Below are 15564 nucleotides of genomic sequence, written 5' to 3' on the forward strand. Positions count from 1 at the left end.
TGCTGATGCGAGACCGTGCCCGATCGGCGATCAAAATCCAGCACCGGATCGATGATGGCGCAGCGACGCGCCTTGGGATCGGCGACGACATACTGCAGGCTGCCGCTTTCCGGCTCATAAAACGCATGCACTTCCGCATGAGACTGAACGGGCTGATGCCGGCGATACCAACTGAGCGCCTTATCGGCATCCGCGCCATATTCTTCGCATTGGCTGCGGAATTGCGCTTCATCGATCCGCCCTTCACGCAGCGCATACAGCAGAGTGAGGCAAGCCGAGCGCGCCCCGCTCCTGCAATGCGCCAGGGTCTTCTTGCCTTGCCGCAACAGAAACTGGAAGGTGTAAACGGTCTCCCAGGTCAGCGTATCGAACGTATAAGGGAGATAGACGTAACGCATCCCCCCTTGTTCAGCCAACGCTTTCTCTTGCTGATGGTCAAGATACTCTCCCGGCTCTTCGTCCGGCCGGTTGTTGACGATAAGCCGGTAGCCTTGTTGATGCAGGGTAGCGAAATCACTCGCTGCGGGCGCCCCCGAAAAGGAGAGCTGATGATGGTATGTACGGATGCGCATATTTTTTCCTTCTGTCTTATAAGCTTTTAAAAAGCATATAAAGGGCCAGCACCAAGAGCATGGCGGCGTAGAGCACACGGATAATGTCCTCGCGTTTCTTCAGGCGCTCGGTGAGCGCAACCCCCACGACGCCCCCCAGAACACCGCCGACGATCAGCCAGCACGTGATGACGAGCGACACCTTGCCGGACAAGGCATAGCTTGCGCTCGTCGATAAACCCATGGCAGAAACCACCACCAGCGAGGTGGCCACCGCTTCAAGCAGCGAAAAGCGGAAAAACCAGAGCAGCGCCGGCACCACTAAAAATCCGCCGCCGATCCCCAGAAAGCCGGCCACCGCGCCCAGCGCCAACACGCAGGGCCACACGATGGCGGGATGAAAGGCCGCATCAGGAGAAGCCAATCCGTTGCCGGCCCGGTGATTTTTTTTCAGCGTTAATCCGGCGACAATCAGCATCAGCAAAGCGAAAGGCAGGGTTAGATAGCGCCCGTCCGTAATTTTTCCCATTTGTGAACCTGCCAGCGTGCCGGCCACCGCGACCAGCGACACGACAATGCCGGTTCGCCACCGGACGTTTCCTTTGGCGGCGTGCGCAAAAAGGTTGAGCAGCGCGCTGACGGCGACGGACATGGCGCTGGTGCCTATCACCAAATGCGTATCCGGGATTTGCACCATATACAGCAGCAGCGGCACACAAACGATGGAGCCGCCTCCGCCTGTCAGGGCCAAGAGAAATCCGACTATTCCTCCGGTTATCACCAATAACATCAGGGTATAAAAAGTAAAATGGAAAAAATCCAATGGGTTAATTCCTGAACGGTGTTTGTGGTATTTATTAACGATCAGTTCGCATTGATTGTCAAATAACTTATTACATTTAGCTATTATATATAGCCAAATCGAATATGTGATTTTCAATATAACCATAAGTTCTATGAATTCCCTTTTAATCTGGGCATTAACCCCCTACTTTCTTATGAAAGGAGGCCTGCATGAAACCGGAAAAAATAAACACCAAGAAGAAAGTTGTTGTTATTGGCGGTGGTTCATCTGGAATAAGCGTCGTGGCAAGCATAAGGAAGCGAGTTAAAGGCATTGATATAACGGTAATTGAACCTAGCGACTGCCATTATTATCAACCGGCATGGACCCTGGTGGGCGGCGGGCTGTTTGATATCAATAAAACACGGCGTTCCATGCGCGCTGTCCTGCCCTCAGGTACCACATGGGTACAGGATAGCGTTGTCAGGGTTGAGCCCAGTCAAAAATACATCGAGACCCGCCAAGGGCAAAAAATAAACTATGACTTTCTTATTGTTGCCTGCGGCCTCGTTTTACGCTGGGATAAAATAGAGGGCCTTGAAGAAACCCTGGGATTAAACGGCGTCACCTCTAATTATCGCTTTGACCTTGCCGAATACACCTGGAAACTGGTCCGGGAAATGAAAGGCGGCCAGGCTATATTTTCTCAACCGATGTTACCCATAAAATGCGCCGGCGCACCGCAAAAAGCCTTGTATCTGTCATGCGACCACTGGCGCCGCCAAGGCACCCTGAATAATATTAACGTCAATTTCTGCCTTGCGGGCACGGCGGTTTTCGGCATTCCGCAATTTGTCCCTCCGCTGAGCGGCTATTTGGAAAAATACCGTGCACAGGTCAACTTCAATCATAATTTAATCCGTATAGATGGCGAAAATCGGCAAGCGATATTCGCCGTGGAGGCAAATGAAGAAGAAAAACGCGAGTTAACCCTGCCCTTCGATATGCTTCACGTGGTGCCGCCACAATCAGCCCCGGCGTTTATTTCGCAAAGCGGACTCGCGGATGGCGCCGGCTGGTGCGATGTGGATAAATTGACGCTGCAACATAAGCATTGGCCGGATATTTTTGCGGTAGGCGACTGTTGCTCAACGCCAAACGCCAAAACCCTGGCGGCAGCGCGAAAGCAGGTGGTGGTGGTGGCGGAAAACGTCGCGGCACGTATTCATGGCACGCCTCTCACAGCCCATTATGATGGTTATGGTTCCTGTCCATTGACGGTCGAGAAAGGCAAAGTTGTGCTGGCGGAGTTTGGCTATGACGGTAAATTGCTGCCCACGTTTCCACTGCTCGACGCCACCCAGCCCAGCCTTATGGCCTGGTGGCTGAAAGCCTGGTTTTTGCCCCGGTTTTATTGGGCGGGCATGCTGCGCGGGGTTGAATGGTTTGCCGGAAGCAAGCGGCCGTGACGAACACGCGGCTCCCCTTGTCGCTCTGGCCGCAGCAGGCGCTTGACTATTTGGCGATACACAGCCACCATCGCTTGCGAGCCCGCAGGCAGATTGCAAGCCGTCACCACTAACCGGTCGATCAACGATGAAAAACGCACCCGCCGTTACGATTCACTACTGTTCACAATGCAACTGGCTGCTGCGCGCCGGCTGGATGGCGCAAGAGCTGCTGAACACCTTCGGCGACGATCTCGCCTCCGTCACCCTGATGCCGGGCACCGGCGGGGTCTACCAAATCAGCGTCGATGGCGTGATGATTTGGGATCGCAAGATTGACGGCGGCTTCCCCGATGCGGCGCAGTTAAAGCAGCGGCTGCGCGATCACAGCTTCCCCGATCGTTCTCTCGGCCACAGCGACGGAAAAAAAGCCAGACACTGAAGGCCGTCAGCGCCCCGTCGGCGGCTGCGCGCCGAGAATGCGCGGCATCGTTTCTTTCATCATTTCCATGAATTTGCGTAAACGCGCGGGATAATAGCTGGCGTAGGGATACAACAGGTAAATAGGCAGTGGCTCGGCTCGCCACAGGGGTAACAGCGTCTGCAGAGCGCCTTGCGCCAATTCTTCTTTCACCACCCAAGACGACACGATCGCGACGCCCAGCCCTTCCAGCGCCGCCTTGCGCGCCGCATAAAGGCTGTCGGTGCTCAACCTCGGCGCGATGTCGAAACGCCGCTGTTCACCGCTGGTCGCGTGAGTCAAGACGACCTCATTACGATAAAAACTGTTTACCGCCAACCACGGCAATGAGGCCAAATCGTCGAGATCGACGATCGCCGATCGTTCAGCCAACAGCGCCGGTGACGCCACCGTGCTGCGCGGCACCTCCGCCAGCAACACCGCCACGACCGACGGATCGGTCACCGCCCCGACGTGAATGGCGCAATCCACCCCCTCGGGAATAAAGTCCGGAGAATGATCGTTCAGCGTCCACTCAACGTAAGTTTGCGGATAGCGCCGCAAATACTCGCCCAACGGACCGATCAGCTGATCTTGACCGAATGCGTGCGGCGCCCGCACGCGCAACACGCCGACTGGTTCGTCGCGCGCGCCGCCAAGCCCTTCTTCCAGGCTTTGCCATTGTTCGATCAGCCCCCGCGCCTGGCGGTAACAGCGCTCGCCGTCGTCGGTCAGTTTCAGGGCGTGGGTCGTCCGCTGGATCAGTTTGGCGCCCAGCAGCTGTTCCAATGCCTGCAGACGCCGGCTGATTGTCGGCTGCGAGGTGCCCAGTTGCTGCGCCGCGGCCGACAAGCTGCCGCTTTCGACGATGCGCACCAGCGTATGCAGCAAAGTTATGCGGTCGCCGTTAGGTAAGTTAATTTTATTCATACGTTAAGTGTATAACAGTTTTACCTGCGAGGGGGCTACAGCGGAATGAAGCAAGCGGTAAAAATGGCCGCACATTCACCTTGCAGGAATTTTTGCCATGAGCACCGCCACCACCCACGGCGTACCGTCCGCCAACGTCGTATTTCTGCTGGCCGCCGGCGCCGGCCTTAGCGTCGCGTCAATCTATTACAGTCAGCCCATGCTTGGCATGATGGGCGCCGATTTCCACGCCGGCGTCGCCGATGCCGGCATGGTGCCGACGCTGACCCAGTTAGGTTATGCGCTGGGCATTTTACTGTTGGCGCCGCTCGGCGACCGGTACGATCGCCGGCGGATCATTCTGGTAAAAGGCGCGCTGCTGGCGCTGACGCTGTTACTCTGCGCTTTTGCCGCCTCGTTTCCGCTGTTGTTGCTCAGCAGCCTGGCGATAGGCCTGACCGCCACCGTCGCGCAGGACATTATCCCCGCCGCCGCCACGCTGGCGCCAGAGGCCAGCCGCGGCAAAACCGTCGGCGCGGTGATGACCGGGCTATTGGCCGGCATTTTGCTGTCGCGCGTGTTCAGCGGCGCGCTCGCCGAGTTCGCCGGCTGGCGCAGCGTCTACGCGCTCGCGGCGCTGGGCGTTTTGCCGATCACGCTGGCGATCTGGCGCATGTTGCCGCGTCTTCGCCCCCATAACGCGCTGAGTTACCCCGCGCTGCTGCGCTCGCTGGGACATCTGTGGGCCGAGTATCCCGCGCTGCGGCGCGCGACGCTGGCGCAAGGCTTTCTGTCATTGGGCTTCAGCGCTTTCTGGTCAACGCTGGCGTTGATGCTGGCGGAGCGCTACCAGATCGGCAGCGCGGCCGCCGGCGCGTTTGGCCTGGCGGGGGCGGCGGGTGCGCTGGCGGCGCCGTTGGCGGGAAGTCTGGCCGATCGGCACGGCCCTGACGTCGTGACCCGTATCGGCGCGGGACTGGTTCTGGCCTCCTTCGCCTTGATGTTTTTGCTGCCGCTGTTGCCGCTCCCGGCGCAGCTGGCGCTCATTGCGCTGAGCACCGTCGGATTCGATCTGGGCATCCAGGCTACGCTGATCGCGCATCAAACCATCGTTTACGGTCTCGATCCAGCAGCTCGCAGCCGATTGAACGCCCTCTTGTTCACCGGCGTATTCATCGGTATGGCGACCGGCGCCGCCCTCGGCAGCCGCATTCTGGCAAGCGCGGGCTGGCCGGGCGTCGTGGCGCTGGCGACGGCGGCGGGGGCCGTGGCGCTGTGGATCCGCAGCGGGCGCAAAACGGCGCGCGTAGCGGCCTGATATCGCCCTCTACTGGCGCAAGCGGTTGATTTTACCCAGGCCTCTTGCGCTATACTGAGCGCCCTTTTTGCTACGCATTTAAAACAATTTTATGATGGAACGCTTGCTAGAAAACGCGATGTACGCCTCCCGCTGGCTGCTCGCGCCGGTTTATTTCGGCCTTTCACTGGCCCTGGTCGCCCTGTCTATCAAATTTTTTCAGGAGATCCTGCACGTCCTGCCCAATATTTTCTCCGTCGCTGAAGCCGATCTGATCCTGACCCTGTTGTCGTTGGTCGACATGGCGCTGGTTGGCGGGCTGCTGGTGATGGTGATGTTCTCCGGATACGAAAATTTCGTCTCGCAATTGGATATCACCGAAGGAAAAGAAAAACTGAGCTGGCTGGGCAAAATGGACGCCACCTCGCTGAAAAACAAGGTCGCCGCATCTATCGTCGCCATCTCCTCCATTCACCTGCTGCGGGTGTTTATGGACGCCAAGAACGTGCCCGACAACAAGCTGATGTGGTATGTGATCATCCACCTCACCTTCGTGCTCTCCGCCTTCGTGATGGGTTATTTGGACAAGGTGACCCGCTCCAAGCATTAAACGCGCCGCCACGCCCGATCGTCAGGATCGGGTGTCATCCCCTCCTTCGCTATTCCCCAACCGTCGCCGCCGTCATGTCTTTCATCTGGCACATCTGATGATAATTTTATTATAATGTCATTACACTCATTATGGACCGAACGCCGGCCACCTCACCGGATTCGCCGCAGACAGGATCACGCACCTCCATGCCATTAAACGGTCACCCCCTGCAATTCAACGATATTCAGGCGATTCTGCCTCATCGTTATCCCTGCCTGTTGGTCGATCGCGTGCTGCCCGCCGGCACCTGCATTGCCGAAGGGCGGCTGAGCGCCATCAAGAACATCACCGCCAATGAGCCGACGTTCTGGAACGGCCATGCGCACTTCGCCGGTTTTCCCGGCGTGCTGTTGGTGGAAGCGCTGGCGCAAAGCACCGGGCTGCTGGCGCACTACTATCTCGGGGCGTTGAACGAAGGGGAACATTACTACTTCGCTTCCATTCAGCGGGCGCGGTTTTATCGCGCCGCCCGTCCTGGCGACCAGGTGTTGATGGAGGTCGCCTTTGTACGCCGGCGTGGCGCGATCGCCCGCTTCACCGGCCGCGCCAGCATCGATGGCCGGCGCATTTGCACCGCCGATTTCATGTGCGCCCGTAAATAGGCCGCTTGCCAAAGGAACCCTGCGAATACCATGTCTCTGGTTGACAGCTTACTCAGAACCCTCGATTTCTCCCCGCGCGGCCAGGTGATCGCTCGCGAAGCCGACGCCTGGGGCGAAATCATCGTTTCCGATCACAAGGACTACCGCACGCTGCGGTTTGACGGCATCTGCGAGCAAAGCAAGATGAGCCTCAGCAACCCCGCGCAGCCGATCCACAACTACATCAAAGCGATGCTGATGGCGGTGGCCTGGCAGCCGCCAAGCTCGGCGTTGATCCTGGGGTTAGGCGGCGGCAGCCTGCTGCGTGCGCTGCACGCGCTCGATCCGGCCATGCGTCTGGACGTGGTTGAACTGCGCGCCGCAGTGATCGCCGTCGCGCGCCGCTATTTTACGCTGCCGGCCACCGACACCATCAGCCTGCGTACCGCCGACGCCATGGACTTTGTGCGCCCGCCCGCCGAGACGCGTTACGATCTGATTTTCTCCGATCTCTATTCGGCGTTCGCCATGGATCCGCAGCAAGGCACCCAGACATTCCTGGAAAACTGCGCCGCGCGGCTGAACGACGGGGGCTGGCTGGTGCTCAATTACCACGATCTGCCCGATGAGAACAGCCTGCTGTACCACAGCCTGCACCGGATATTCGGCACCGTATTGTTTTGCGTCGCCCCCAGCGGCAACGTGATCATTTACGCCACGCCGGCCCAGGTGACGTTGCCGCTCAGCACGCTTCGCACGCTGGCCGCCGGCAGCGGCGAGCTGTTCAACTGCGAACTCGGCTACCTGTCACGCAAGATAGAACGGCTGCATTTCCGCTAAGAACGAGCGGCGACGCGGTCTGGCTGGCCGCTTCGTCCACATGGTATTATCATTCAGTCATCATTCTCTGGAGGATCCTGATGGAAAAGAAAACGGCGCGGCTAACGGTGCTGATTGACCCGGACAAGAAGAAAGCCCTGGAAGAGCTGTGCCTGCAGCAGGACGTCACCCCTTCCCAGGTGGTGCGTCAGCTGATCCGCGATTATCTGCACAAGCATCAGGTGGATTATCCCAGCCAGCCGACCCACGCCAATCCGCGAGTCGAGAGCAATTGAACGGCGGCCTGCCCCGCAAACCGTGAAGCGCGCTTCCCCCTGCGCGCGTCCCTAATCCGAATCCTCCACGGCGGTCTGTCCATCCTGCGATATCGCTGCTACTGTTTTAGGCGTTCATTATTCTCTCTTGGGAAAGGAAACGCGCCATGTTCAGCCATATTACCGTCGGCGTCAGCGATCTGGATGCCGCCGCCGCGTTCTACGACGCCATTCTGTTGCCATTGGGTTTACAACGGCGGGAAGTGACGCCGGACGGCGGCCCCGCCGCCCGCTGCTGGGTGATGCCAGGCCAAACGCTGCCGCGTTTTTACGCCTACCAACCCTTCGACAGACAGCCCGCCAGCGCCGGCAACGGCAGCATGCTGGCCTTTCTCGCCGCCGACGAGCTGGCGGTTAAACGCGCCTACGCCGCCGGTCTGCTGGCGGGCGGCAGCAGTGAAGGCGAACCCGGCGAGCGCGCGCACTACGGCAAAGGCTATTTCGGCGCTTACCTGCGCGATCCCGACGGCAACAAGGTGCATGTGGTTTATCGGGGAGATCTCGCCTGATGAAATGCTCGGTTTACATCGCCACCAGCGTAGACGGATTCATTGCCGGCCCGGATGGCGACATTGACTGGCTGCTGCGGCCCGAATACGCGGTTTCGCTGCTCAATGGGTTGAGTTTTGAAGCGTTTGTCGCCGACATCGACGCGCTGGTGATGGGTCGCCATACCTATGAAAAAGTCCGCGCCTTTCCCGAGTGGCCCTATGGCGCACTGCCGGTGGTGGTGCTGTCGACGCAGCCCGCACCGCACGGCGCAGAACCTGTCCGCTGGATGAGCGGCGAACCGGCCAGCATCGTGGCGCGGTTGGCCGAGGCCGGCTGCCGTCACCTGTATATCGACGGCGGCCAGACCGTGCAGCGCTTCCTGCAGGCCGGCTTAATCGACGAACTGACGATTACGCGCGTGCCGCTGCTGCTGGGCGGCGGTATCCCCTTATTCGGCGCCGACGGCCCGGAGCAGCGCCTGCGCCTGCTTGCCGTCACCTCATCGGACAACGGTTTCGTACAAGAACGCTACGCGGTTCAGCGCGCGCCGTAACGCAGCATCAGGCGGCGGCCGCCGAAGGCGATGAGCAACGCCGCCAATGCTAACAACGCCGCCACGCCGTAGGTCACCCGCATGCCGTAAGCCGCGGCGGCCGCAGTGCCCGCGACCTGCTGCGAAGCCAGATAAAACAGCGCCCCCATCGCCGACGCGCCGGTGATCGCCCCGAGATTGCGCGACAGGTTCACCATGCCGGCGATCAGCCCGCGCCGTTCAGGAAACAGATCTTTCATCAGCATGGTGTTGTTGGCCACCTGAAACAGCGCATAGCCGGCGGTCAGCAGCGCGATGGGGACGATATAGCCGAGCACGCCCCAACGGTTAAGCAGCGACAGCAGCGCCGCGCCGGCGGCCACCGCCATCAGCCCGAGCAGGGCAATGCGCTGCGATCCAAAACGATCCACCAGATAGCCGGCCGGTATGCCGGTCAGGATCGCCACCGCCGGTCCCGCCGACATCACCAGCCCCACCTGCGCGGCGCTTAACTCCAGCGCGCGTGACAGATAGAACGGCCCAACCACCAGCGTGGCGGTCATGACCGTCATCACCAGCGCGCTGGCCGCCAGCCCCGCCGTCAGGGCCGGATGACGGAACATCGACAGCGCAAGCAGCGGCGATGCGGCGCCGCGCTCCACGCGGATAAACAGCGCCCCCGCCAACAGCGCCCCCAGCATCAACGCCAGATTGAGTGCGCCGAAGTCGCCGCGCCCGAGGGTCATCGCCAGCGAATAGCAGAGCAATGCGACGCCCAGCAGCAACGTGCCGGCGCGATCGAACGGTTCCGCGCGCGCTGCCGCGCGCGGCCCATTCGGCAAGTATCGCCAGGCGAGCCACAGCGCCAGCAGGCCCAGCGGCAGGTTGATCAGGAACATCGCCCGCCAGCCGAAACCGGCGATCAGCGCGCCGCCCAACGACGGCCCCAGCGCGGTGCCCACGGCCGACATCGTGCCGAGCAGCCCCATCGCGCGGCCGATTTTTTCCGTCCCCAGCGCCTCGCCCGCCAGCGCCATGGCGATCGACATCATGACTGCGCCCCCCAGACCCTGCGTCAGGCGCGCCGCCAGCAACAGCCACAGTTGCGGAGCCAGCGTGCAAACCAGCGAAGCGGCGGTAAACAGCGCGATGCCCGCCAGCAGCAGGCGGCGGCGATTGAGGCTGTCGCCCAAACGGCCGATGCCGATGATGCAAGTGGTGACGGCCAGCAAATAGCAGAGCAACACCCACTGCACCGCCTGGAACGAGGCATGGAACGCGGTGGCGAGCGCCGGCAGCCCGACGTTGGCAATGCTGATGCCAAGCGATGACAGCAGCATGCTCAGAGAAAGAGCGGCCAGTATGCCGCGAACGCCTTGCGGCGAAGGATGGGATAACATGATGAACACTCCTGACATAGACTGCGGGTAAGCCTATGTCAGGGGTCAGGATGGCGGAAGACGCATGGCATGCACTGTATCCATGCGCCTGACGCCTTATCTGACGCGAACCGTCACCAGGCGGCGATTTCCGCCTCGGTGAGCGGCAGAGTTTGGGTGACGCCGGTTTCCGCCGCCAGGGTGGCCGCTTCCAGCACCGCCATCACCGCCAACGCCTGCGCAGCGGTGACCGGGTTGGCGCCTGCGCCGCGCAACGCATCGCGCACCTGGAAGTAATACTGGCGCTGATCGCCATCCGGTGTCGGCAGCGTGCGCATCGGCTCCGTGCCGATAAACAGGCTCATCGCATCGTCGTCTTTGCCCCACTCCGCCGATCCCGGCGTCACGCCGGCCAGCAGTTGGCTCTCCTGCCCGTCGGCGCGCGCTTTGACCACGCTGCCTTTCTCGCCATGCACGGTAAAGCGTGAGACGCCCCCCGCCACCAGCATGCTGCCATGCAGGATCACGCGGTGCGTCGGGTAGTTGAGCACCACGTGAGCCCAGTCGTTAATCTGCGCGTTGGGGCGCAGCGTGGCGATGTTGGCCTGCACGCTGTGCGGCAAGCCGAACAGCTGCAGCGCCTGATCGACCATGTGCGGCCCCAGATCGAACCACAGCCCGCTGCCAGGGAGGTTTTGTTCACGCCAGCGCACCCGCACTTCTGGGCGGTAACGATCGATGTGCGACTCAAAGTGCGTCACCTTGCCAATCAGCCCCTGTTCGATCACCTGCTTCACGCCCAGGAAATCGCTGTCCCAGCGACGGTTCTGGAACACCGACAGCAGGCGGTCGTGCTTCTCCGCCGCCGCAATCAGCGCGCGCGCCTGCGCCAAATCCAGCGTAAACGGCTTATCCACCACCACGTGCTTGCCCGCCTCCAGCGCGGCCAGCGCCAGCGGCGCATGGGTGGCGTTCGGCGATGCGATCACCACCAAATCCACCTCCGGCCGGCGGATGGCCTCCAGCGGATCGGCGATCACCTGCGCGTGCGGCAGATCGGCATGCACCTTGGCGGCATCGCGCGAAGCCACCACGCTCAGTTCCAACCCCGGCACCGCGTTAATCAGCGGCGCGTGAAACGCCTTGCCGACAAAGCCGTAGCCAATCAGCGCCACCTGCAACGGTCGAGCGGTATCGTTCATCAGTGTTCTCCTCTAGCGGTCGTCGGCGACGACACAAAGTTCAATCAATGACTGTTCGTCCAGGTTGTCCCACGGGCGATCGGTAAACAGGCGTTGGATCTGCGCCAGATCCGCCACGTGATGCGGTTCGCAGCGATCCAGCTTCATATGGTCGGCCACCAGCCAGCGCTCGCCGCTGTTAGCCAGCATGGCGCGCTTGACCTCTGCATCGGCCTCTTCGCCGGCGCTCAGTCCCAGCTGAGGATGCACCGCGCAGGCGCCCAGCAAGGCGATATCCGCGCGGTAGCGCGCCAGCAACGCCAGCGTGGCGCTGCCGGCGAACAGCCGCTGGCGCGCATCCCACTGGCCGCCAAGCAGGATCAGGTTGATCTCCGGCCTGTCGCTCAGGCACTGCGCGATATCCAGCGAAGCGGTGATCACCGTCGCCGGGCCGCGCAACGCCTGCGCCACCGCCAACAGCGTACTGCCCGCATCCAGCATCAGGGTGCTGCCGGGCGGGATCTGCGCAGCCACCGCGCGACCGAGCCGCTGTTTGATCTGCGGCAACAGCGCCGCGCGCGCCTGACGTGGCATGCCGGAAGGTTCGAGCGCGATCGCGCCGCCGTGATGTTTCTGCGCCAATCCTTGCCGCTCGAGATCGGCCAGATCGCGGCGCACGGTATCGACCGACACGCCGATGGCGGTGGCCAGTTCCGCCACCGCCGCCTGTCCGCGTTCGCTGAGCAAATCCAGTAAATGGCGCTGCCTTGCCGCTTTGTGCATGGGCTTATTCCGCAGTAAAAAGCATAAAACAGCAATATACAGCAGATAACAGCAATGGAGAAGTCGCAATTGTGCGCACCGGCGATCAAACATCTTTTCGCCTGCGGGACGATGATGAAGGCATAACACATAACAATCCGGAGAAAGGCATGAACATCGATCTGACGTTTGAAGACCTGAGCGCACGTGCCGTGCAATACAACGCCCGCGCTTCGGTGGAGGATTTTGACGCCTGCATGGCGGAATACGCCGCGCTGGCCCAGCGAGCCAAGGCGCAGACGCCCGGCATTTACGACCTGCGCTACGGCATGAGCGCCGCTGAGCGCCTCGATCTGTTCCCGGCCAGCGCACAACCCGCCCCGCTGCTGATCTTTATTCATGGCGGCTATTGGCATTCACAGCGCAAAGAGGAAGCCTGTTCGATGGCCGCCGCGTTTGCTCGCCGCGGCGTGGCGGTCGCCACGCTGGAATACACGCTGGCGCCGGAAGCGACGCTCGCGGAAATCGTGCACGAGGTGCGCAGCGCCGTCGCCTGGCTCTATCATCACGGGGCACCCTTCGGCATCGATCCGGCGCGCATTTTCGTCAGCGGCAGTTCGGCCGGCGGTCACCTGTGCGGCATGCTGATCGCCGACGGCTGGCAGCAACGCTATCGCCTGCCGCCCGACGCGATCAAAGGCGCGCTGGCGCTGAGCGGCCTCTACGATTTGCGCCCGCTGTGCGATATCTACATCAACGACTGGCTGCATCTGACGCCCGAACAGGCGCAAACCCTCAGCCCGCTGTTTCTGCTGCCGGAGAAAGACCATGCGCCGCAGATCCTGCTCGACGTCGGCCAGCGGGAAACCCAAGGTTTCAAAAACCAGACGCAGGCCTATTATGACGCCTGCCTGGCGCATGGCCTCGACGTCCAGCTGCTGGCCGACCGCCACTGCAATCACTTTACGCTGGTCAACGAGCTGGCGGATGCGGAAAGCACGATGTTCCGGCAGGTGATGGCGATGATCGACGCAACGCAACGGTAGCCTGCCGCTGCAACCGCAGCCTGGCGGCGATCGTAATCACCGCCAGCGCGGCGAACAAGGCTCCGCACAGCAGGCTGCCCTGTAGCCCCGACGCGGTGATAAACCCGCCGCCCGCCAGCGCCCCCACCGCCACGCCCAGATTGATAAAGGCGATATACAGCCCGGTGGCGAACGCCGGCGCTGCGGGGCTTCGGCGGTCAGCCAAATCTGCGTGACAATCAAACCGCTGGTGTGCGCCGCTCCCCAATACAGGCAAAGCGCCGTCATCGAGCCAATATTCACGCTGCCATAGCGATACAGCAGCGCATAAGCCGCAATCAAGGCTAGCGGATGCAGCAGCACCGTCACCGCACGATGGCGGCTCAGCCATCTGCCGGCCAACAGGTTGCCCACGACACCGCCCACACCGAACGCCACCAGAAGAAAGCCGATGACGCCGCGGCTGAGACCGATTTCGCGGCTGAGGTACTCGGCCGCGTAAGCATAGACGGCAAACATGGCGGCAAAGATCAGCACGCAGGTAGTGATATTCAGCCACAGCGTACCGCTGCGCAGGATTGCCAACTGTTTGCCATAGCTGAGACGCTGTACGGCCGCATCAGGCAAACGCCACAGCAATCCCAGCGCCGCCAGAAGGTTCACCCAGGCACAGAACCTGAATGACGCTTCATAGCTGAACTGTCCGGCGATCCATTGCGTCAGCGGTATCCCCAGCACCATGCCCATGCTGGTGCCGATGAACGCATAGGCGGTTGCTTTGGGAGCTTGATGCGGCGGATAAAGCGCCGCGGCCGCCACCATGGCCAGTGAAAAATAGATCGGATGAAACAACGCCGGCACAATGCGCAGCAGCATGAGCATGGCGAAGCTGTCCACCTGTGCGGACAGCGCGCTGGCCGCCGCAAACACGGTCAACGCGATCAACAACATGCGTTTGCGATTGAATTGCGACGCCAACAGCACCAACAGCGGCCCGAGCAGCGCAATGGTCAGGGCGAAGATCCCGACCAGCCAGCCGGCCTGCGCCGTGGAGATGCCATACCGTGCAATGATCAGCGGCAAAATGCCCACCACGCCGAACTCGATGCAGTAAACGCCGAACAGCCCCAGCGCGAGGAAGAAAATCGGCGGCATCAGGCGCATTGCATCGCTCCCGTCGCGGCATAGACCGCCTGACAAATCTCGCCGACAAAAGCACCGGACATCCCCTCCAGCGCCGTGTTGGTAAACACCACCACGCTGAGCTGCCGGACAGGATCGACGAACCACGAGTGGCCATAGGTGCCGCCCATCCGCCAGCTGCCAACGGACTCCGGCGTGCGCGCGGCGACGGGATCTTTCAGCACGGTGATGCCCAGGCCAAACCCGCGCCCCGGCCAAAACGGCATCGGCAAATCGCCGATTTGGTTGCTGGTGAACGCCGTCACCCACTCGGTTGGCAGCACTGGCTCTCCTCCCTGGCGCAACGCTTCCAGCAGGCGCAGGAAATCCTCCGCCGAACCGACCATGCCGGCGCCGCCGGAGGCGTACGCCTGCGGATCCAGCGCACGCGCCGGTGACAGAAGAAAACCGGCGCTGCCATCGATGAACGGTAAACGATCCGGTTGGCGCAGGCGGCGTGGCTCACCGGGATGATCGGCGTAAGCGGCCGCCAGGCGCGCGGCGTCCACCGCCAGGAAATCGGTATCCGTCATCGCCAACGGCCCGGTCACCCATTTGTTGACCGCCTGCGCCAGCGGCAGGCCGCTCGCCTGTTCAATAACCGCGCCCAGCACATCGGTGGCGATAGAATAGCGCCACGCCGCGCCGGGCGGAGCCAGCAAAGGGGCGCAGGCAATGCGCCGCACGTTTTCCTGCAGGCTGACAGACGCGTCATCCATGCCGTCGGAGACGCCGAGCCGGGCATAGAATCCCCCTTCCGGCTGGAAAAAACGGTAGCTTAATCCGGCGGTGTGGGTCATCAAATGCCATAGCGTCAGCAACGGTTGGGTGCCGTCCGCCAGCCGCGGGCGAAAATTCGGCAGCCAACGCGTGATCGGATCGTCTAACCGCATGGCGCCTTGCGCCATCAACGCCAGCGCCGCCGTGGACACGATCGGTTTGGACACCGAGGCCAGACGAAACAGCGTATTGAGCGCCATCGGCTTGCCCGCTTCGCGATCCGCCATGCCCGCCGCGCGGCGATAAACGATCTCACCGCCCTGCGCCACCAAAACGACCGCGCCAACCAATCGTTTTTCGCGCAAGGCTTGCTCTATCGCGCCGTCAATCGCGTTGCCGGTGGATCCGTATTCATTCATCTTTATTACCTCAGATAGTCAGCCCATGCTGTCGCC

17 protein-coding genes and 1 pseudogene are annotated in these 15564 nt (G+C 61.5%); 10 read left to right on the forward strand and 8 right to left on the reverse strand.

Features of this window, described 5'->3' with window-relative positions:
* Window positions 1-572, reverse strand: a 572-nt coding sequence (locus ADK28_RS12715; RefSeq protein WP_048795824.1) for a beta-lactamase hydrolase domain-containing protein, incomplete at its 3' end; no start/stop codon positions are given.
* Between the two features lie 16 nt (window positions 573-588).
* Window positions 589-1374, reverse strand: coding sequence for a sulfite exporter TauE/SafE family protein (locus ADK28_RS12720; protein WP_033640363.1), 786 nt, complete (start codon window positions 1372-1374; stop codon window positions 589-591).
* Window positions 1375-1565: 191 nt separating this feature from the next.
* Here ADK28_RS12720 and ADK28_RS12725 point away from each other — a divergent pair, with 191 nt between their 5' ends.
* A complete protein-coding gene (locus tag ADK28_RS12725; RefSeq protein WP_048795812.1) occupies window positions 1566-2804 on the forward strand; it encodes an NAD(P)/FAD-dependent oxidoreductase in 1239 nt (412 codons plus the stop codon).
* A gap of 127 nt (window positions 2805-2931) precedes the next feature.
* Window positions 2932-3225, forward strand: coding sequence for a SelT/SelW/SelH family protein (locus tag ADK28_RS12730; RefSeq protein WP_004928553.1), 294 nt, complete (start codon window positions 2932-2934; stop codon window positions 3223-3225).
* A gap of 6 nt (window positions 3226-3231) precedes the next feature.
* On the opposite strand, the gene ADK28_RS12735 is transcribed toward ADK28_RS12730, so the two are convergent.
* Window positions 3232-4173, reverse strand: coding sequence for a LysR family transcriptional regulator (locus ADK28_RS12735; protein WP_048795813.1), 942 nt, complete (start codon window positions 4171-4173; stop codon window positions 3232-3234).
* A 97-nt stretch (window positions 4174-4270) separates the two neighbouring features.
* On the opposite strand from ADK28_RS12735, the gene ADK28_RS12740 reads away from it, so the two are divergent.
* From ADK28_RS12740 to ADK28_RS12770, 7 genes are all read left to right on the forward strand, one after another.
* Window positions 4271-5470 carry an MFS transporter gene (locus ADK28_RS12740; protein WP_048795814.1) on the forward strand — a complete coding sequence of 400 codons (1200 nt, stop codon included), beginning with the start codon at window positions 4271-4273 and terminating at the stop codon, window positions 5468-5470.
* 94 nt (window positions 5471-5564) lie between these two features.
* Complete coding sequence (locus tag ADK28_RS12745; RefSeq protein ID WP_025302805.1) at window positions 5565-6059, forward strand: TIGR00645 family protein; 495 nt, start codon at window positions 5565-5567, stop codon at window positions 6057-6059.
* Between the two features lie 188 nt (window positions 6060-6247).
* Entirely contained in the window at window positions 6248-6703 is a 456-nt protein-coding gene (fabZ, locus tag ADK28_RS12750; protein WP_004928563.1) for a 3-hydroxyacyl-ACP dehydratase FabZ, read from the forward strand.
* Window positions 6704-6733: 30 nt separating this feature from the next.
* Window positions 6734-7522 carry a spermidine synthase gene (locus tag ADK28_RS12755; RefSeq protein WP_016927766.1) on the forward strand — a complete coding sequence of 263 codons (789 nt, stop codon included), beginning with the start codon at window positions 6734-6736 and terminating at the stop codon, window positions 7520-7522.
* An 80-nt stretch (window positions 7523-7602) separates the two neighbouring features.
* Complete coding sequence (locus tag ADK28_RS12760; protein WP_004928567.1) at window positions 7603-7797, forward strand: ribbon-helix-helix protein, CopG family; 195 nt, start codon at window positions 7603-7605, stop codon at window positions 7795-7797.
* A gap of 146 nt (window positions 7798-7943) precedes the next feature.
* Window positions 7944-8345 (forward strand): VOC family protein, encoded by a 402-nt coding sequence (locus tag ADK28_RS12765; protein ID WP_015377846.1) that lies wholly within the window; start codon window positions 7944-7946, stop codon window positions 8343-8345.
* Window positions 8345-8881, forward strand: coding sequence for a dihydrofolate reductase family protein (locus ADK28_RS12770; RefSeq protein ID WP_187181758.1), 537 nt, complete (start codon window positions 8345-8347; stop codon window positions 8879-8881). The genes ADK28_RS12765 and ADK28_RS12770 overlap by 1 nt, the downstream gene beginning before the upstream one ends.
* Here ADK28_RS12770 and ADK28_RS12775 read toward each other — a convergent pair.
* The 3 genes from ADK28_RS12775 to ADK28_RS12785 all read right to left on the reverse strand — a co-directional run bounded on the left by ADK28_RS12775 (window position 8866) and on the right by ADK28_RS12785 (window position 12203).
* Entirely contained in the window at window positions 8866-10260 is a 1395-nt protein-coding gene (locus ADK28_RS12775; RefSeq protein ID WP_048795816.1) for an MFS transporter, read from the reverse strand. The genes ADK28_RS12770 and ADK28_RS12775 overlap by 16 nt on opposite strands.
* A gap of 113 nt (window positions 10261-10373) precedes the next feature.
* Entirely contained in the window at window positions 10374-11441 is a 1068-nt protein-coding gene (locus ADK28_RS12780) for an oxidoreductase (RefSeq protein WP_016927769.1), read from the reverse strand.
* A 12-nt stretch (window positions 11442-11453) separates the two neighbouring features.
* Window positions 11454-12203, reverse strand: coding sequence for a DeoR/GlpR family DNA-binding transcription regulator (locus ADK28_RS12785; RefSeq protein ID WP_016927770.1), 750 nt, complete (start codon window positions 12201-12203; stop codon window positions 11454-11456).
* A gap of 149 nt (window positions 12204-12352) precedes the next feature.
* Between ADK28_RS12785 and ADK28_RS12790 the strand changes: the two genes are divergently transcribed.
* Window positions 12353-13228, forward strand: coding sequence for an alpha/beta hydrolase (locus tag ADK28_RS12790; RefSeq protein WP_048795825.1), 876 nt, complete (start codon window positions 12353-12355; stop codon window positions 13226-13228).
* Here ADK28_RS12790 and ADK28_RS12795 read toward each other — a convergent pair.
* A pseudogene (locus tag ADK28_RS12795) lies at window positions 13155-14371 on the reverse strand (MFS transporter). The gene ADK28_RS12790 and the pseudogene ADK28_RS12795 sit on opposite strands and share 74 nt — an antisense overlap.
* Window positions 14362-15528, reverse strand: coding sequence for a serine hydrolase domain-containing protein (locus ADK28_RS12800; protein ID WP_048795817.1), 1167 nt, complete (start codon window positions 15526-15528; stop codon window positions 14362-14364). The pseudogene ADK28_RS12795 and the gene ADK28_RS12800 overlap by 10 nt, the downstream one beginning before the upstream one ends.
* Between the last annotated feature and the right edge of the window lie 36 nt (window positions 15529-15564).

The organism is Serratia sp. 506_PEND, assembly GCF_001076875.1.
GTDB classification, from domain to species: domain Bacteria; phylum Pseudomonadota; class Gammaproteobacteria; order Enterobacterales; family Enterobacteriaceae; genus Serratia; species Serratia marcescens.